Here is an 18607-nt window from a genome sequence, read left to right on the forward strand (position 1 = left end):
AACAAGGGGGCGTCCCAAATCTTTTTAGACTTTTGGGACACCCCCTTTCCCTGTATTACATGTACTGATTATAGTTGCCTTGATGATGCTCTTGTTGTTGATGCGCATGCTGCTGATAGTGACCATATCCCGCTTGGCCCAGCTTCTGCTGCACGAACTGGTTGGATTTCATTTGAAGCTGTTGATTGTCCTTCAGTTGCTTGTCCAACTCCTGGCGCAATGCTGGTGATGCGACGGAATACATATTGTTCTTCTCCATGAGCGTGAACAGCTGTCCTTGCATCGTTAACGTACTGTGAGTCAAGTCCGTAAACATCTGCCGAACTACCGGACAAGCCGCTTCTGTTACACCTGTTGTATACTCGCGAGAAGTTCGCTTCAAATCAGCCAAGATCGTGTACAACAAGTCTTCCTCTTGCATGAATTGATTTTGTTGTGAACCATTCATGTTGTCGTTCCTCCTTCATTACTTCGATTATTGAGATTGTTGTAGACTAGTTGGTGCCATATGTGTGTGCTGCTGCAGAGTATGTAGCAATACATTCATGTGCTGCTGATGAACACCGATCATGTGCGTCAGCGCTTGCTGAACACCTGGAGTTGTCGCCATTGCTGCGGTTGCCGCACACTGCTTAATAAGCAAATCCTCATTGGAGATCGAATCCACGATGTACTCCAATTCCTTCGCCGATAACGGCTTCATATTGCCTTGATGTGACTGTTGGTTATGCTGAGCATATTGCATCTGAGCATACTCCTTTCATCCTGTCTGGAAGTTATCGTTCTCTATGTATTATGAACCCAACATTAGGGAAATATGTAACCGGAAATCTGAACGAAAGGAGATGTCGCGTGGATCTACAATTTGGGTCGCTTCCATGGAAGAGTACGCTGCCATCTAGGCATGTGCATCCCCCATTATCTGAATCCATTCGCTGCGACGTGCTAGTAGTCGGATCAGGCATTAGTGGTGCACTTTGCGCCTATGAGCTGTGCAAGCGCGGATTCGATGTCGTTGTGCTGGAGAAGAGGCATGTCGGGGGCGGCAGTACAAGCTCCAGTACAGGATTGCTTCAATACATGAATGATCGTTCATTGACCTCATGCATCGGATTATTTGGTGAGCGAAGGGGACTTCGTTTCTATACACTGTGCAAGCAAGCAGCAGAACGTCTGCTTACGATCGCTTCCGAGCTCGATGAGGATTCTGAGATGTTCCCTCGCAGCAGCCTCTATTATGCAAGCAGCGAAGAAGACGTAAGAAGTCTTCGAGTCGAATACGATACCTTGCATCGCTATGGCTTCCATACAGAATGGTGGAACAGTCAACAAATTCGTCATCGGTTTGGATTCGATAAGCCGGCGGCGATTGTCACTCATGGTGATGCTGAGGTGAATCCATACCGGTTCACACATGCACTATTACATACTGCGAAAAACAAATATAAACTGCGAGTATTCGAGCATACCAAGGGCACCCAAGTGAGGCACGAGGGTGGTTTCATTCAGATACAAACGGATGGCGGATTTGTAGCAACAGCCAAGCATGCCGTATTCGCACTTGGGTATGAAACGAATGAAATGAAGTCGAATCCAAACACAAGAATTACTAGCTCCTTCGCGATTAAAACGCAAACTATCCCTAATCTGCTTGATGTATGGCATGAACGCTTCCTCATTTGGGAGACAAGGCGTCCGTATTTATATTTGCGTACCTCGACAGATAATCGGATCTTGGCGGGCGGATTTGATGAAGGAGATATAAGTACTGAAGAGCGGAATAAGCTGCTCCCAAGCAAAACCGCACAGCTTATCAAGGAAGTGGAGGCCCTATTCCCACAGTTGGCTCCGCTCATAGCTGAAAATGCTTGGGCGGGCGCATTCGGTGTCACGCAGGATGGATATCCCTATTTTGGCGAGGCTCCTCACCGTCCAGGATGCTTCTTCATTGAGGCCTTTGGCGGAAATGGCACTGTATACAGCACCATTGCGTCTCAAATTGTTGGAGATTTAATTGAATACGGCTTCCATCCGGATGCTGAACTGTTCAGCTACACGAGGAGATAACGGTGAACCCGGACGTTTAGTTAAACCTATACGTTCTATTCGTAAAAAGACAGGAATATAAAAGGCCCTGATGACTCATCCGAGCAGCAGGGCCTTTCTTATTTTCCTATTCGCTGATTCGATACTAACGTCCGGATACTTACTGCACTGATAATAGGAAGAGCCCCCAATACAGCCAAGAAAGCAACGACAACCGGCTCTGTCGTTCTCCATTGCACAACTAGCAAATACGCTGCAACCCCTGCCATTCGCCCGATCAACAAACCAAATTCGCGCAGAACCGTCAGCTCCACGCGTTGGGCTGCTGAACGCTCATCTACCCCCATAATGTCGAAAGTAGCGGTTGTCATCGGGATCACAAACAGTGGCGAGAATAGCGAGGTGATAATCCCGAAAAGAAGCAGACTTCCATAGTCAACACCGAAAAATAGAGGAATGACTGCAAGCGCCATTGCAATCGTCCCGATGAACAAGCCCGGTGCCCGGAAGGAAGGACGCATAATCCTGCCTATCACATAGAAGCTGCCTAATGCTACAGCAGATGTGATTAGGGTGTAATTGCCCAGCTTCATCTCATTGGTCGTTGCAATGTAGACCACAAGTCCGATCAGGAAGGTAAAGACCCCATCCTTGGCGCCTTGTGCAGCAAGCGCTGGCAAAGCATGCCGCCAAGGACTGCCCGCCTTCTTCCATGCGGTAAATGGCAATGCCCAATTATAGTGACCCTCAGGGGGACGCTTGTGCAGCCAAAAGCTGAATACGATTGCCCCAATAAACACGCAAAATGATACGGTAAAGATGATGCGGTAGCCCGTTCCATCGCCAAGCTTGGTGATCAAATATCCGGATGCCCACGGCGCGGCCATCCCGCAGCATGAGCCGATAAGCCCAACCCAGCCATTAAATAAATCACGATTGTCCGGATCAGTCACTTCGAAATACACCACATTAAAGGCGAGCCAAAAGGCACCGAACGCAGCACCCAATATAAATCCGAGCAGCCATATGTAATCGACCGCACCTTTACCAAGCCAGAGTACTACTGCATAAAATGCCCCCGCCAATCCAATGCCGAGCCGCAGGCAATTCATTTTGTTACCTTCCTTCACCCATTTGCCTGCACAGTAGAAGGTCAACCCGCTGGATATTTGCTGACTGAAGGCAAACCAGCCAATCAAGCTGTAATCTGATGCAGCCTTCCATAGAAAAACATTGACGAATGCTCCCGAAAGAGCATTCGCCAACGAAAAGAGACCAAAAACGATCAACAGCAATAGCGATTGAGCGTCAAGACGCGCTGTCACGAAGGGAACCCCTCCCTGCTTAATCGGGCATATAGCCCTCTTCGTTACAGCTTATAAGTTGCCCTAAAGCAGCCGTCTTATGATAATTTATTCAGACTGCGCACGGCGGACGACTTCCATAAGCGGCTCGCGGTGCGGCTCAGCCAGTACTTTGGATACTTGGAAGCAAGAAGTGCATACATATACATCCAAGCGGAATGGCGCTGTTACAACCGGCGCCTTCAAGGCTTCCGATACATGTGGCTCGAAGTGATTGGAACCTATCGTCTCTGTGCCAGCTAGTAACATATATTCTCTGCACTGAGGACATTCTGGCACTTCGGATTGCCCATGAAGCACCTTATCCACGCCTTCTTGGTACTGCAATGAACTCTCATCGCCGAACAAGGCAGCATCTTCTGTCCAGCCGAAGTTGGACCAGCCCTTCTCCTCGGATTCTTCCTCATGATCATGATCATCATGCTGCTTATCAGGATCGTGCTCAATATCCACATTCAATGTCCGATAAGCATTCAGCTCATTGTGGCAATGCGGACACTCTTCTTCTGGACCTAGCACCTCATCCCACACAATTTCCGTATCACACCAAGGACAAATCTGACTCATGTCCGTTCAACCTGCCTTTCTTATCAGAAGGCTCTGCAAGTCGATTACAGAGCACATTCTCCCCTATCTAGATGTCAATTCATAATGATCTGCACTTGTTCGTGCTGGTATCTCTATTATAGAGCATCCATTACAGATTCGCCCAATACACGATTCCAATAATAATAAATATCGCTGCCAATGCAAACAGTGTTCCCCATAAATACTTCATGCAAGACCTCCGCTGCCATAGTAACGAACCTGCTGTTCCTACGTAAAACTACTTAATGCTAGCTCCGATAATGTAGGACATGGATACGGAGATAACCATAGACAGCAAACCAACTGCACGGTTATCCTTCTGAATTTCATCGTCCAATTTGAAATACGGCATCAGAAATCCAAACAAAAAATATGCCATTAATAGCAGTACATATCCTAGTGCTGCCCATGTCAATGACGCATACAACGTATCCCGTGCTTCGATCCCGAAGCGGAATATGTTGCAAATTCCGAAGATTTTGCCAGAGGTAGCCATCGCGACACTAATATTGCCTTTGCGGATCTCCTCCCAGCATCTGTATCTTGTCACTAATTCAAAGATGGACAAGAACACGACAAGCGCCAGTACGGTTACAGAAAAGTAAGCACACATGGATACGTATGGGTTACTAAGCCATTGCTCAATAAATCGTTCCACATTCATCCTCCCCGGTTCGTTCGCTGTTACGAAAGTTCAGCAACCGTAATCCCTGTACCGCCTTCACCGTAGTTGCCGAGACGGAACGTCTTCACATGTCTGTGTCTTCGCAAGAACTCCTGAATTCCCGTTCTCAGAATCCCAGTCCCTTTGCCGTGAATGATATATACTTGACCCAAGTTCGCGAGCAGAGCTTCATCAAGGAAGCGATCGACCTCAATAATTGCCTCTTCTAAATTCGCTCCACGCAAGTCAAGCTCGGAACGTACATTGTCTGCTCGTGTTCGCTTCACATTTGTGCCTGTCTTCACGGACTTACTGCTCTGCTTCGAAGCGGATGAAGTGACAAGCTCCAAATCATCCATTCGAACCTTCATCTTCATAATACCCAGCTGAACAACAGCTTCGTTGCCCGCCAGTTCAACCACGCTGCCCTTCTGATTCAAGCTGTATACCATAACGTCATCCCCAGCTTCAATCTTGCGTGCTTGCTTCTTCACAGTCTTCGACTTGGAGGCTAGTTTGCTAGCCGGAGCAGCTTCATCGAGCTTCTTGCGAGCCTCGGTCAACAAATGCTCCTTCACACTCACGCCTTCCTGAGCGAGCAGCTTCAGTTCTGTAATGATATCATCTGCTTCATAACGCGCCTTCCGAACAATTTCACGCGCTTCCTCAGAAGCACGCTCAATTCGCTTGTCCCGCTCCGCCTGAAGCTTCGCTTCTTCTTCAACAATCGAAGCACGAAGGAGCTCTGTTTCCTTGCGAATCTTCTCTGCTTCCACACGCTCTGCTTCTGCGCGAAGACGGTTCTCCTCGAGCGATGCGATCATCGTCTCGATACGCATGTCTTCTTCTGTTACTTCGCCACGAGCGTGCTCAATGATGGAAGTCGGAAGGCCAAGACGTTCTGCAATCGCAAATGCGTTGCTTCGGCCAGGAACACCAACAAGAAGTCTATACGTTGGGCGCAATGTCTGCACGTCAAATTCCATGCTTGCATTAATGACGCCCTTGCGTTCATATGCATATGCCTTCAGTTCACTATAGTGCGTCGTCGCAACGAGTCTGCAGCCAAGACGATGAATATGCTCCAGAATCGCGATCGCGAGTGCAGATCCTTCTGCAGGATCCGTTCCTGCCCCAAGCTCATCTAACAGCACGAGGCTCTTCGGAGTCATTTCTCCCAATATGCGAATAATGTTCGTCAGATGGCTGGAGAACGTACTCAAACTCTGTTCAATGCTCTGCTCATCGCCGATATCAGCATAAATGGCATCGTATACACATAGTTGGCTGCCATCCTGAGCCGGTATGAACAAACCAGACATGGACATGAGACTTAGCAGTCCCATCGTTTTCAAGGATACCGTCTTACCGCCTGTGTTCGGACCGGTAACGATAATAGTCGTATAATCATTGCCAAGCTCTACATCGATCGGCACCACTTGTTCCCGATCAATAAGCGGATGGCGGCCCTTAATGAGCTTCATATACCCGCGATCATTCATGCGCGGCAGCGTTGCCTTCATCTCATGCGCTAGACGAGCCTTCGCGAAGATGAAGTCCAACTGTTCAATGCAATCCGTATCGCTTAATAGCAGATCAACTTGCAAGCCAACGTGCTCGGTCAAGCGGGACAAAATACGCTCAATCTCACGCTCTTCCTTGAGCTTAATTTCCCGCAGCTTATTATTAAGTGTCACAATCGCCTCAGGCTCAATGAAGAGCGTTGCCCCTGAACTGGATTGATCATGAACAATCCCGCCGTAATGGCCGCGGTACTCTGCCTTCACCGGGATTACGTATCGATCATTGCGAATCGTGATCAGCTGCTCCTGCAGCATCTTGGACGCGCTGGATGAACGAATCATGGACTCCAGCTTCTCACGGATGCGTGTCTCCCCGATGCGCAGTTCACGACGTGCCGTTGCCAGTTCAGCACTTGCCTGATCCAGCACCTCACCCTGCTCATCGATGCAGCGTCTAATCTCTTCTTCCAATTCTTTCTGCCAGCTCAGCGAATCCGCCAGCGCCATCAGAAGCGGTACAGGATTATCTTCATGTACACTCTCAATATGACGTCTTACGCGACGGCCTGCAAAGATAAGCGCTGAAATATCCCACAATTCATTGGCACTCAGCATTGCATTAATACGTGCACGCTTCACGGCAGGACGTATATCGGTAACACCGGAGAATGGAGCCCCACCCTTCAACCGATCTATCGTCATCGCCTCATCCGTCGCCTGCAGGCGTCGTTTCACTTCCTCTAGATCCGTGCTTGGCAGCAGAGACAAGGAAGCATGTTCCCCTAACGGGGTAGCCGCATGTCGCGCGAGCGATTGCAGTATTTTATGGTAATCCATTGTTTTTAAAATTTTCGAGTCCAAAACAAGTCACGACTCCTCTCGCTGTTCATTATAGCGGTATACCGAAATAATGGCTATCCAATGTCTGAACATGCCACTCATGAATATCGCGGATAAGGTTACAATAATTGTTGCACAAACCTATACCCTTCAAACGAGTAAGGAGGAAAAGTCCATGAGTTTTCTCGGTCATGTGGTTCGATTCATTGTGGCAGCCATCGTATTGATGGTTACGGGCTGGATTGTGCCGATGTTCACCGTAGGCGGTTTCTGGAGTGCCTTAATCCTCGCCTTAGTCATAGCCTTATTCGGCTGGATTGTCGAAGGCATATTTGGAAAACGAGTTACGCCGTTCGGACGCGGGATCGTCGGCTTCATCGCCAGTGCGGTTGTCATCTACATCGCCCAGTTCTTTGTTGGCGGTGTATCCGTCACTGTACTCGGCGCTATTCTTGCAGCGCTTGTCATTGGATTGATCGACTTGTTCATTCCAGTCGCAACGCCGTTCGAAGCTGGCCACGAGTCCAGATAACGGCGTGATCATCATCCAGGGCTGCTGTGCTCATTTCCATGAGTGAGCCCCTTGTATAGCTTCCTTCTCTTCGCTCCATATAAGTAATGGAAAAAGGATAAAATTTCCGTTACACTATATGGACGAGGAGAGGAGGAAATACGAATGTTGACTCGGGGTAGCCTAAGGTCGCTCATCTCATCCCTATTGCTCGCAGCGGTCATAGTATCCGGATGCGGGGGACAATCTGGACAAAAGCAAGATGACGATGTAAAAACAGACAAAGAGCTTATCATCAAGGCCACGAATTTCAAATTCGATCAGTCTGAATACCGTGTCAAATCCGGTGAACCCATACGCATCGTATTAGATGCCGTCGGCAATCACGGGGTTGCTATTAAGGCATTGAATTTGTCCCTTGATCCAACTCATCCGAAGCAAGTTATCACTCCAGAACAACCCGGTACATATGACATGTCATGCACAATTCTGTGCGGTCCGGGACACAATGAAATGACAGCCAAATTTATTGTCGAAAAATGAGCGGCCGCCGTTGATCCCTGCCTATTGCTGGGAGGACGGCGGTCTGCTCATTCATGTATATGATGATTCATGCATGCCACGCATTTATCAGTGATTCCATTACAGCCACTGAGCCCATTTTACAGCTTCAACCATAACATCTGGCATCCACTTCCCCGTTCTATCTACCCATATCGAAGCATCAACCCAGTCGCGAAATACACCAGCCGGCCATGCCCGCAATAGTACGTAAATCATACACCACAAAAAGACAAATTGCACCAATCCGAGAACTGCCCCTGTTACCCGATCTACGGTTCGTACCGGCGGTACATCCGTGAATTTCTTCAAGGCGAACCGGATTAGCCAGAGGCCTGCCAGTATAAAAGTGAACAGAAGCAAAAAGGCCACCACAGCGTGTACGGTATCCATAAATGTTCCCGCTAAGGGCGTACCGCCGCTGGCTTTCGCCCCTGATCCGCTGCTAACTGTTGTTGTAAATACTCTCTTCCTTACCCATGGTACAAAATCTGCATAAAACCGAGCCGCGACGATAAAGGCGACAATATAGCCAAAGAGGGAGAGTGCGATAGACTTGAATCCCCGCACTGCTCCCAGAACAATACATGCGATTGCTGCTCCCACTATGGCATAATCCAAGCCGTTCCATGACGCGAATACCGCCGCGATTTCCATCCATACGTTATTAATAAACTTCCCTATATCTTGCATCATTTATTTGCTATTCCTTTGTTCGCTCCTCATGTATATCTACTCGATCATTTCCAGCCATTCGTTGAATTCACTTTGGAGCTTCGCGTACTCATCCTTGAGCTTCGTGAGCTCATCAGTAAGCTTGGTATATTCATCAGTAAGCTTCGAATAAGCCCCTTGTGTCTCATCCGCTTGTCTGCGTTCTTTCTCCCGCTCCAGTTGGGATAAGCGGAATTGATGGGAGAGAACCTCGAATTGCTCCTGAATAACCTCCATCTCAGCATGAGACCGAACCTGCTCTTCTGTATGCTTCTTCGCTTCCTCAACTTCAGCCTTCAATCTCTCGAGCTGTTGCTGCAGTTGCTCACGCTCTTCACTCCACGTAGCCGCTGTCTCTGTCCATTGCTGCTCTTGCTGTACCCATTCTTGCTCACGCTGCTTCAAGAGAGACTTGGCTTCTTCATATTGTTCAAGCTCCGTGATGTATAGCTGCTGTTCTTCCTCCAACTGGTCATAACGGGACTGAACTTCCTCCGCCTGCTGTCTCGCCTCTGCAATAGTAGCAGCAGCTTCATGCTGCGCCTGCTGGATGCTTGTGAAAGCTGCTTGCAGCTCTTCCTTCTCAGATTCAAGCTGACGGCATTTATCTTCATATTCCGCGAGCTGATCGTACAAGGCATCCTGCTCTTGTTCACCCTGTTCTTTCCAAGCATGGCGTTCTGCTTCCCATTGTTCTTGCAGTGCGTTTCGTGCTTGTTCGGCTTCACGCATCCAAGCCGCTCGTTCTTGGTCAAGTCGCTCATTCAGCTGACGCTCGAATTGAGCACGAAGCGCTTCGAGCTCTTCTTCCTTGCTCTGTTCGATCGCTTCAAGCTGCTGCTGCAGCTCAGCAGCCTCAGCCTGCACATGATCTCGCACGCGTATGAGCCGCTCCATCTCCACCTGACGCGCTCGATCAAGCTCCTCTGCGCGTCCCAGATGTCCTTCGAGCTGATGGATGCGCGCATCCTTCTTCTGCACGTTCTGTTCAGCTTCTGCACGCAGAGACTGCTCAAGATCCGTCAGTTCCTTGGCATGTACAGCCGATGCTTCCTCCTGAAGTGCAGTCCAAGCATCCACATCCCCCTCATATTGGGCGCGCAATTCCTGCAATTGCCGTTCATGCTGGACTTGCTGCTCTTCATGCCGCTTCTCATACTGAGCGCGTTCTTCTTGCAGTTGCTTCTCGCGCTGAACACGTTCTTCTTGCAGCTGCTCTTCATACTGGGCAAGCTCATCTTGCAGCTGCTCTACATGTTGAGCACGTTCTGCCTCCAACTGCTGCCCATGCTCAGCACGTTCTGCTTCTAACTGCTCCTCATACTGTGCACGTTCTACTTCCAATTGCTCTTCATACTGAGCACGTTCAGCTTCCAGCCGCTCTTCATGCTTAGTACGTTCTGTTTTCAACTGCTCTTCACGCTGAGCACGCTCCACTTGCAACTGTTCTTCATACAGAGCGCGTTCTGCCTGCAACTTCTCCTCATGCAGAGCTCCCTGCTCTAGCTGCTGCTGCTCGGATTGTGCACGCAGCTCATCCAGCTGCCGCTCATACCGAGCAATCAATTCCTGCTGCTGTTGCTCATGCTGAGTAAGCAGTTCTAGCAGCTGCTCCTCATACTGCTCCGTCGCTTGCTTCAGTGCAAGTTCACGCTCTTGCTCAGATTGCTGGAGTTGCTCTTGGTAGACAGCCTCAACCTGTTGAACAGCCTTGCTCCGTTCAGATTCAGCTTGGGCTAACTCCTGCTTCCATTTATCCTCAAGTGCAGCCATCGAAGATTGCTTATCTGCTTCTGCTTGCTCCAACTGCTCCAGATGCTCGATGATCAGTTGATCCAGCTCTTGATCATGTCGAGACTTGGCATCTGCCAGCTCTGTACGCAATTGGGCAATGTCGCTCTCATATTTGGTCTTAGCTTCGTCCAATGCCTTCTGGTTCTGCGCTTGCGCTTCACCTAGCGCAAACTCTTGATTCGCAACCAGTTGAGCGAGTTCTTCTTCATACTTCGTCTTCGCTTCATTTAAGGCCTCTTGATGAAGCACCTGCATGTTGTCCATCGCTTGTTTCTGATCAGCTAGCAGTTGAGCTATGTCGCTCTCACACTTCGCTTTCACATCATTCAATGTCTTCTGATGCAGTGCCTGTGCTTCATTCAGCGCCTGCTTCTGCTCCGCTTGCGACTTCGCCAAATTCGAGCGGTGTTCCGCCTTAACTTGCTCGATCTCCTTCGCATGCTGGTCGGACAGCTCTTTGACTTTGGCAGCATGACGTTCTTCAGCCTGCTTGCGCTGATTGTCCTGGGCAGACTTCATCTGCTCGGCAGCCTGCTCATGCTTCTGCTGCAGCTGCTTGGTATTCGCCTCATGCTGCTGCTTGAGCAGCGTCAACTGCTTGTCTCGATCTTGAACGAGCTCTGCTTCTCTCTTCGACAAGCGCGCTTCCCATTCTATAGCCTGAGCTGTCAATTGCCCTTCCCATGCAGCCGTCTGTTCAGCAAGTTGTTCTTCCCATTCTGCAGATAACTGCTCTGCCTTCTGTTTCTCAGCGTCGAGCTGCTCTCGCCACTGCTGTTCCTTGGCGTCCAGCTTCTCTGTCCATTCCAGCTCCTGGAGAGCCCGCTCTTCTTCCCAGCTCTGTTCCTTGTTCGCGAGCTTGCTGGACCAGCTCTGCTCTGCTTCATCGAACTGCTTCTGCCAGCCTTGCTCTGTATCACTTAGCTTGCTCTGCCACAATTGTTCGTTCTCCGAATACTTCGTCTGCCACCCTTGCTCGGATTCCGTCAACTGCTCCTTCAAGCTTTGCTCGGATTCCGTTAGACGCTTTTGCCAGCTCTGCTCGGATTCTTGTAGCTGCGCCTCCCAGGTTTGATTCTGCTCATTCAGCTTCGTGCTCCACAGACGCTCTGTTTCCTCCAGCTTCTGCTTAAGGGTGCGGGCATGAAGCTGCTCTGCCTTCTGCTTTTCTTCCAAAACTGCCTTCAATCGTTCTTCTACTTGCTGCAGCTTCTTCTTCTGTTCATTCTCACGGGCTGTCAACGATTGAATCCGTCGCTCTGTCTCCTTCACCTGCTCAGTCAGCTTATGCACACGCTCTTCCGATGCCTTATGCTTATCGGCCAATTGCTGATTCGCTTCCTTCAACTTAGCCGTCTCAGCACGAAGATCAGCCGCTTGCTTCTCGGCCTTCGACTTCTCGTTGCTGAGTTCCTTCTGAAGCTGCTCCAGCTTCTGTGCAGACTCATTGCGCAGCTTCTCTAGTGACTGCTCCGACTCCGTCTGTACCTGAGTAAGCTGTCTCGACAAGCTATGATTCGTCGCTTCTATTTCCTTCAACGATGAGCTTAATTGCAACTGCTCATCCTTCACCTTCTGCACTTGCTCAGCAATATGTACAGCCGACAACACCGCAATTCGCGTTGTATCCAGCCGCGAGTTCGCAGTTGCAATACTCCGCATATGCTCATCGACCATTGCAGCTACGTTGCGCATATAATCCTTGCTTGTTGATCCTACCAATTTATATTGTGTTCCGTATATTTCAACCGCTACACGATGCTTGTTATCCGGACTAGTCATTCTTTGGTCCTCCTTACCTTAACGTGCCGCATGCTAGGGCTTGCAGCCTACATGTAGCAACAAATTAATCCATGTTTGCATGTCATACGCAAACTCTATTAGTAATTCGATATATTAGTGCCCTTCTCCTCCTACGCATAGAGGAAAGTCAAGTTTCATTTCATAGAATATTTAGGGGAAAAAGATCTGATATACCCTTCTATTACAGGGTTTCCCTATTATAGGGGTAGTAGTAAAGCAATTGCAAATATAGGTCCTTGCAAGAATTCTATCTATCACATTTATTTCCATAAAAAGGATGTTCACTTCGTTCCAACCCATAAAAAAAGTTGGGAGCGGAAATATCCGTCCCAACTTCAATGAACTTCTATTATAGAAGCAGTCTCCGTAATAAGAGAATCTGCTCTGGAGCAACCTTACTTCCGCAGCTCTGCGTTGAAGCTCGTTTCGATTGCCGTCACAACCTTGCCATGCAGCTCTGTAATTTCTTCATCCGTGAATGTATGCTCTGGATGACGGTATACGAGCGAGATAGCGACGCTCTTCTTATCTGCCGCAACATGATCTCCTGTGTATACGTCGAATACATTTACCGATTCAAGAAGTTCGCCTGCCGTTTCTTTAGCAAGAGCAACTACTTGCCCTACTTCTGTACCGCGATCCAATACAACCGCAATATCGCGGTCTACAGCTGGGTAGCGCGGAAGGCTGCGGTACTCAATATCGAAGTCTGCTGCATCGATCAATGGCTGTACCAAGAACTCAGCAACATACGTGTCAGCTACATCCTTCGCATGCTGTACCTCAGGGTGCAATTGACCGATGAAGCCGATGTACTGCTCTCCGTTCTCGCCTGTCAAATAAAGCGAAGCGGAACGTCCCGGGTGCAAGCCTTGCGGACGATCTGCTGCATAGCGTACACGTCCATCCAAGCCGAAGTGCGCTACGAGGCTGTCGAGCACCCCTTTCAAATCATAGAAATCAACCGGTTCTGCCTTCACATTCCATTGTGCAGCACTGCGCTTGCCAGTCATCAATAAGGAAGCAACAAGAACCTCTTCAGGTTGTGCTGAAAGCTGCTCTTCCTTCGTCAGATGGAGTGTACCCAGTTCGAAGATGCTTACATCTTCATGCTTGCGGTTGCGATTGTACACCGCTACATCAATAAGACCAGGAACCAGGTTCGTACGGAGCACGCTGCGCTCTTCACTCATTGGCATAGCCAGACGTACAGGTACTGCACCTTCCATGAAGGAAGGGAATACCGAAGTGTCGGCCGGATTCGTAAAGGAATATGTCACAACCTCATTCACACCGTTGTCTGTCAGGACGCGGCGAATCGCACGGCGAATGCGCTGCCCCTTCGTCAAATGGCCTGGTGTTGTTGCTCCTTCAATAGCAGTTACCGGGATGTTGTCATATCCAAAAATACGTGCAACTTCCTCGATCAAGTCTACATCGCGCGTAATGTCGCCACGACGAGTAGGCACAGTGATGTCGAAGATTCCTGCGGATTTCTCAACAAGCTCGAAGCCAAGACGGCTCATAATCTTGCGAACCTCTTCAGCTGTCAACGACGTACCGAGCAGACGGTTCGTTCTATTTAAAGTCAGTTCGATAACTTTGCGCTCCGCTGATGCAGTTTGTTGTTCCACGACACCTGCATATACTTCACCATCCGCAAGTGTACGGATCAACTCAGCCGCACGGTTCAATGCTGGGATGACCGATTCTGGGTTCACTTCTTTCTCGAAGCGAAGTGATGCTTCCGAACGCAGTCCCAATTGACGGGATGTCTTGCGCACGACACTGCCTGCAAAGTGCGCGGACTCAAGAAGAATGTTCACCGTATCCGAAGATACTTCCGAATTCTCTCCGCCCATAACCCCTGCAAGTGCAACTGGCTTCACGCCGTCTGTAATGAGCAGCATATGCGGCTCCAGCTTGCGTTCTTGGCCGTCAAGCGTAACCAGTTCTTCGCCTTCATTCGCAAAGCGAACGTCGATCGTTCCGCCGCCGTTCAGCTTATCCGCGTCAAACGCATGCAGCGGCTGGCCGTATTCCAACATGACGAAGTTCGTTACGTCCACGATATTGTTAATTGGGCGAACGCCTGCTGCAAGCAAGCGATTTTGCAGCCACAATGGAGATGGCTTAATCGTTACACCCGCGATATAACGTGCTGCATAGTGCGTGCAGCCTTCTGCCGCGCTAATGCTAATCTTCACTTTGCCTGAAGCTGCTTCCGCACTTTCCTTCACTTCCTGCTCAGGCAAGTGGGCAGGACGCTCCAGCAATGCACTCACTTCATGCGCAACGCCTAACATGCTCAGACAGTCAGAGCGGTTCGGTGTAAGATCCAGCTCCAGTACATGATCGTTCAGGCCGAGCACGTCTGCAATCGGAGTTCCGAGTTCTGTCTCTGCTGGCAGTACAAGAATGCCTTCCTGCATTTCCTTCGGAAGCAGCTTGTCATTCATACCAAGCTCCTTCGCTGAGCAGATCATGCCTTGCGATTCTACGCCGCGCAGCTTCGCACGCTTAATCTTCATGCCGCCTGGCATAACTGCTCCGATTGTTGCGACAGGAACCTTTTGTCCTGCATCTACGTTTTTCGCGCCGCACACGATTTGAAGCTTCTCTTCTGCGCCTACGTCTACTTGGCAGACGTTCAGCTTATCCGCATCCGGATGCTTCTCCTTCGATACAACATAGCCCACTACGATGTGGTCAAGTCCTTGATTGCGGTTCTCCACCGAGTCGATCTCGATACCGGCACGCGTCATGCGTTCCGCGATTTCTTCAGCGGATACGCCGGTCAAGTCGATATATTGCGATAGCCATTGGTAGGATACGTTCATTTCTCGCTCTCTTCCTTTCTTCTTTTAAAGGTAACCTTCCGTTCATTACATCCGTGCGAACTGCTGCACGAATTTCATATCGTTCGTATAGAAATGGCGAATGTCGTCCACGCCATATTTCAACATGGCAATACGCTCTACACCCATACCGAATGCGAATCCAGAGTACTCTTTCGGATCGTAGCCGCCCATTTCAAGCACGCGCGGATGAACCATACCTGCACCAAGAATCTCAATCCAGCCTGTTTGCTTACAGATACGGCAGCCACTGCCGCCGCACTTCATGCAAGTCAGGTCGACCTCAACGCTTGGCTCTGTGAACGGGAAGAAGCTTGGGCGCAAGCGAATTTGTGTTTTCGAACCGAACATTTCTTGTGCGAATTGAAGAAGCGTTCCCTTCAAGTCACTCATGCGGATGTTCTTGTCGATAACAAGTCCTTCAATCTGATGGAACATGAAGGAATGTGTTGCGTCATCATCATCGCGGCGATATACGCGACCTGGGCAGATTATCTTAACAGGGCCTTTCCCTTTCATCGCTTCCATGGTACGTACTTGTACAGGCGATGTTTGTGTGCGCATCAGGATATCTTCTGTAATGTAGAACGAATCCTGCATATCGCGCGCAGGGTGATCCTTCGGCAGATTCAGTGCTTCGAAGTTATAGTAGTCCTGCTCCACTTCTGGACCTTCTGCTACCGTATACCCCATACCGATGAAAATATCTTCGATTTGTTGAATCACCTTGTTCAACGGGTGAACCGCACCGACTGTCATTGGACGCCCTGGCAGTGTCACGTCAATTGTCTCTTCCTGAAGACGACGCTCCGTCTCTTCACGGAGAAATGCCGCCTGCTTCTCCTCGATGAATGTCTCAATGGCTCCGCGTACTTCATTCGCCACTTGACCAATGAGCGGACGCTCCTCTGCCGACAAGCCGCCCATGCCGCGCAGCACCTCTGTCAGCTCACCTTTTTTACCAAGGAATTTAACACGCAGATCATTTAGATGACCTGCATCCTTTACTTGCTGCAGCTTCTCCAGCGCTTCGGCGCGCAGTGCCTGTAAACGCTCCTTCATTGTGTAAGCCCCCTTCATTTCCACTCGAAATAAAAAAAGGCCCTCTCGTCACAAGGGACGAGAAGACCGTGGTACCACCCTAATTAGATCCGATCGGAACACTCTCCTGCTAGGAGGCCGTGAACCAAAACGTATCTCACTTGTTGCAGCGATAACGTGCCGCAAACCCGGGAACCTCTACTGTAGCAGCCTCACTGTGCGTGAAGTGCTTGTTCAAGGTACCTGCTCCGGAGTGAATTTCGACAGCCCTTTCTTCAGCAGCGCTCTCAATCTGCGGCGCCGCCTCCCTGGCAAGTGGTACTGTGTACTTGTCTCCATCTAAGCATGTGTTAATCATAGTTATGAACAATCAATTAGTTATTTATTATATGTAATTTTGCGGGTTCATGCAAGGTAGATCAGGGTACAAAATACAGGATGGATGAACATCACTTGATTATTTAAAGAGATCATGTGATATAATAACTGCTACTCATGCTCGGATTCAGTTCCGGACATGATTTTATTAGGGGTTGAATTTCCTCTATTTATGCAAAGGGATGGGTGAGGGGCTACGATGGAAAGCAGGTATACGATTGGTCCGCCAAAAGAAACAAATACAATCGAAGATAGAAGCACCGTCCTTAGATGACGCTTCAGCAACTGCACGAATTCAGTGGCGGCAAGAACTGCTGGCCGGAGTCGTGTCCTTCTTCGCTATCGTCTATATTGTAATCGTTAATTCTTCGATACTCGCAGATGCAGGCATACCGCAAGAAGCTGGCATTATCGCAACTGTGCTTGCTTCGTCTGTTGGCTGCTTGTTAATGGGGATATGGGGCAAGTCCCCCATTATTCTTGTGCCCGGTATGGGCATCAATGCGATGTTTACCTACACGCTTGTTCACGGCATGGGCATGACGTGGCAGCAGGCGCTGGGAGTTGTTGTGTTGTCCGGCGTTTGCTTTACGGTAATTAGCTTCACGTCACTCGCGGGGCAGCTACGGGCAGCAATCCCAGAATCATTGCAGGAAGCCATTTCTGTAGGGATCGGGCTTATGCTCGTCTTGATTGGCCTGCAAAAGGGCGGCGTAATCGTCCCCGATCAATCTACGATGATTGCACTGCAGTCATTTGCTGATCCGGGAGTACTTGTTACGCTCGTTACATTGGCGCTTACATGCATTCTGTTCATGCGCAACGTTCCCGGCAACTTGCTTATCGCCATTATTGCAGGAACGGCTCTCGCTTATGTAGTTGGCGCAGTGCCTAACGCTGGCGCAGCAACTGGCGGGACTTTTTCATGGGCTGCATACGGTGATGCATTCGGTCAGTTCACGTTTCAAGGCGTGTCGGCTGCTACGCTTGCTGTAGCAACGTTCTCGCTGACGCTCGTCATTGTGTTCGAAAATGTAGGACTTGTAAATGCGCACCTGCAAATGAGCGGGAATCCGGAACGATTCAGTCGATCCTTACAGGCCAATGCGATTTCCGTGATTACATGCGGATTGTTCGGCACAAGCCCGAATGTCGCGACGGTTGAAACGGCTGCAGGTATTTCTGCTGGTGGTCGCACGGGACTCACGTCTATCGTGACAGGAATCCTGTTTGCATGTACATTGGTTGCATTACCGGTACTGACGTTGGTTCCTGATCAGGCCGTAGCTCCGATATTGATCTTTATCGGCGGCTTGATGATGCCAAGCGTGAAGAAGATCGAATTCGATGCGATGCACAAGGGTCTTCCCGCGTTCTTCATTATCGCGTTCATCCCGCTCATGCACAGCATCGTCGACGGGATTGCAGTCGGGTTCATCAGCTACGCGTTATTCCATCTTGCCGTTGGCAAGGGACGCGAAGTGAAGCCCTTGTTCTATGGGATCTCACTGTTGTTCGTTCTGCACTTTGTGCTGCAGACGTTGTAGAGTTAATAAGGTAACTAAGGAGAATTAAGTAGGAAGCCTGAGTTCAAGGATTACTCGACGTCCTGCAACCTTTGAAGTTAGTCGGAGCAGAATAATAACTATGTATATAATTATCCAGTTATCCTTTACGATGAAATAGAAAAAAACAAGAAGAGTGTGAAAGGGCCGGCAAAATGTTGGCCCTTTTCATTTTAGTGCGAGGAATAGGTTGCGTAGTGGATATTACGTGGAATAAGTCTCACCCGTAATTTCTTTGAACTGTTCAGGCGTAATTTTGCCGAACTCACAAAACTTGCCCACGTATAATGGATCATTTGAATCCTTCTTATAAATCCCCATATCATAGTAACGTTTCACCGTAGTATACCAATCCAT

General features: G+C 49.3%; 15 protein-coding genes and 1 other annotated feature. Of the genes, 4 read left to right on the forward strand and 11 right to left on the reverse strand.

Annotation, left to right across the window (positions count from 1 at the left end; translation table 11 throughout):
- Positions 1 to 55 precede the first annotated feature (55 nt).
- Positions 56 to 448, reverse strand: coding sequence for a spore coat protein (locus PBN151_RS00005; RefSeq protein ID WP_021254573.1), 393 nt, complete (start codon positions 446 to 448; stop codon positions 56 to 58).
- A 27-nt stretch (positions 449 to 475) separates the two neighbouring features.
- Positions 476 to 745 (reverse strand): hypothetical protein, encoded by a 270-nt coding sequence (locus PBN151_RS00010; RefSeq protein ID WP_072727163.1) that lies wholly within the window; start codon positions 743 to 745, stop codon positions 476 to 478.
- A gap of 107 nt (positions 746 to 852) precedes the next feature.
- Between PBN151_RS00010 and PBN151_RS00015 the strand changes: the two genes are divergently transcribed.
- Complete coding sequence (locus tag PBN151_RS00015) at positions 853 to 2067, forward strand: NAD(P)/FAD-dependent oxidoreductase (protein WP_072727164.1); 1215 nt, start codon at positions 853 to 855, stop codon at positions 2065 to 2067.
- 98 nt (positions 2068 to 2165) lie between these two features.
- On the opposite strand, the gene PBN151_RS00020 is transcribed toward PBN151_RS00015, so the two are convergent.
- From PBN151_RS00020 to PBN151_RS00035, 4 genes are all read right to left on the reverse strand, one after another.
- The gene (locus PBN151_RS00020) at positions 2166 to 3371 is read right to left on the reverse strand and encodes an MFS transporter (RefSeq protein WP_072727165.1); all 1206 of its coding nucleotides are present in this window, start codon (positions 3369 to 3371) and stop codon (positions 2166 to 2168) included.
- Positions 3372 to 3458: 87 nt separating this feature from the next.
- A complete protein-coding gene (locus PBN151_RS00025) occupies positions 3459 to 3977 on the reverse strand; it encodes a hypothetical protein (RefSeq protein WP_021254569.1) in 519 nt (172 codons plus the stop codon).
- A gap of 259 nt (positions 3978 to 4236) precedes the next feature.
- On the reverse strand, positions 4237 to 4656 hold the full coding sequence (locus PBN151_RS00030) for a DUF350 domain-containing protein (protein ID WP_021254568.1): 420 nt from the start codon (positions 4654 to 4656) through the stop codon (positions 4237 to 4239).
- Between the two features lie 26 nt (positions 4657 to 4682).
- The gene (locus PBN151_RS00035; RefSeq protein ID WP_072727166.1) at positions 4683 to 7046 is read right to left on the reverse strand and encodes an endonuclease MutS2; all 2364 of its coding nucleotides are present in this window, start codon (positions 7044 to 7046) and stop codon (positions 4683 to 4685) included.
- A gap of 154 nt (positions 7047 to 7200) precedes the next feature.
- On the opposite strand from PBN151_RS00035, the gene PBN151_RS00040 reads away from it, so the two are divergent.
- Positions 7201 to 7557, forward strand: a complete 357-nt coding sequence (locus PBN151_RS00040; protein WP_021254566.1) for a phage holin family protein — start codon at positions 7201 to 7203, stop codon at positions 7555 to 7557.
- A gap of 144 nt (positions 7558 to 7701) precedes the next feature.
- Positions 7702 to 8079 carry a cupredoxin domain-containing protein gene (locus PBN151_RS00045; RefSeq protein ID WP_072727167.1) on the forward strand — a complete coding sequence of 126 codons (378 nt, stop codon included), beginning with the start codon at positions 7702 to 7704 and terminating at the stop codon, positions 8077 to 8079.
- A 99-nt stretch (positions 8080 to 8178) separates the two neighbouring features.
- Here PBN151_RS00045 and PBN151_RS00050 read toward each other — a convergent pair whose 3' ends face one another.
- The 4 genes from PBN151_RS00050 to pheS form a co-directional block, all read right to left on the reverse strand.
- Complete coding sequence (locus PBN151_RS00050) at positions 8179 to 8793, reverse strand: CvpA family protein (protein ID WP_072727168.1); 615 nt, start codon at positions 8791 to 8793, stop codon at positions 8179 to 8181.
- Between the two features lie 36 nt (positions 8794 to 8829).
- Positions 8830 to 12387, reverse strand: coding sequence for a cell division protein ZapA (locus tag PBN151_RS00055; RefSeq protein ID WP_072727169.1), 3558 nt, complete (start codon positions 12385 to 12387; stop codon positions 8830 to 8832).
- A 416-nt stretch (positions 12388 to 12803) separates the two neighbouring features.
- Positions 12804 to 15248 (reverse strand): phenylalanine--tRNA ligase subunit beta, encoded by a 2445-nt coding sequence (gene pheT / locus PBN151_RS00060; protein ID WP_072727170.1) that lies wholly within the window; start codon positions 15246 to 15248, stop codon positions 12804 to 12806.
- Between the two features lie 45 nt (positions 15249 to 15293).
- On the reverse strand, positions 15294 to 16328 hold the full coding sequence (pheS, locus tag PBN151_RS00065; protein ID WP_072727171.1) for a phenylalanine--tRNA ligase subunit alpha: 1035 nt from the start codon (positions 16326 to 16328) through the stop codon (positions 15294 to 15296).
- A 50-nt stretch (positions 16329 to 16378) separates the two neighbouring features.
- Positions 16379 to 16658, reverse strand: a binding site (T-box leader).
- Between the two features lie 245 nt (positions 16659 to 16903).
- On the opposite strand from pheS, the gene PBN151_RS00070 reads away from it, so the two are divergent.
- Positions 16904 to 18232 carry an NCS2 family permease gene (locus PBN151_RS00070; protein WP_175560578.1) on the forward strand — a complete coding sequence of 443 codons (1329 nt, stop codon included), beginning with the start codon at positions 16904 to 16906 and terminating at the stop codon, positions 18230 to 18232.
- A gap of 222 nt (positions 18233 to 18454) precedes the next feature.
- Here the strand turns inward: PBN151_RS00070 and PBN151_RS00075 are convergent, their stop codons facing one another.
- Positions 18455 to 18607 (reverse strand): XkdX family protein, encoded by a 153-nt coding sequence (locus tag PBN151_RS00075; protein WP_072727172.1) that lies wholly within the window; start codon positions 18605 to 18607, stop codon positions 18455 to 18457.

The sequence above is a fragment of the Paenibacillus sp. NAIST15-1 genome, from assembly GCF_001894745.1.
GTDB classification, from domain to species: domain Bacteria; phylum Bacillota; class Bacilli; order Paenibacillales; family Paenibacillaceae; genus Paenibacillus_B; species Paenibacillus_B suaedae.

Coding starts and splice junctions, on each gene's coding strand:
- PBN151_RS00005 (WP_021254573.1), bottom strand. CDS start 448: ATGAATGGTTCACAACAAAATCAATTCATGCAAGAGGAAGACTTGTTG.
- PBN151_RS00010 (WP_072727163.1), bottom strand. CDS start 745: ATGCAATATGCTCAGCATAACCAACAGTCACATCAAGGCAATATGAAG.
- PBN151_RS00025 (WP_021254569.1), bottom strand. CDS start 3,977: ATGAGTCAGATTTGTCCTTGGTGTGATACGGAAATTGTGTGGGATGAG.
- PBN151_RS00040 (WP_021254566.1), top strand. CDS start 7,201: ATGAGTTTTCTCGGTCATGTGGTTCGATTCATTGTGGCAGCCATCGTA.
- PBN151_RS00045 (WP_072727167.1), top strand. CDS start 7,702: ATGTTGACTCGGGGTAGCCTAAGGTCGCTCATCTCATCCCTATTGCTC.
- PBN151_RS00050 (WP_072727168.1), bottom strand. CDS start 8,793: ATGATGCAAGATATAGGGAAGTTTATTAATAACGTATGGATGGAAATC.
- PBN151_RS00055 (WP_072727169.1), bottom strand. CDS start 12,387: ATGACTAGTCCGGATAACAAGCATCGTGTAGCGGTTGAAATATACGGA.
- pheT (WP_072727170.1), bottom strand. CDS start 15,248: ATGAACGTATCCTACCAATGGCTATCGCAATATATCGACTTGACCGGC.
- pheS (WP_072727171.1), bottom strand. CDS start 16,328: ATGAAGGAGCGTTTACAGGCACTGCGCGCCGAAGCGCTGGAGAAGCTG.
- PBN151_RS00075 (WP_072727172.1), bottom strand. CDS start 18,607: ATGGATTGGTATACTACGGTGAAACGTTACTATGATATGGGGATTTAT.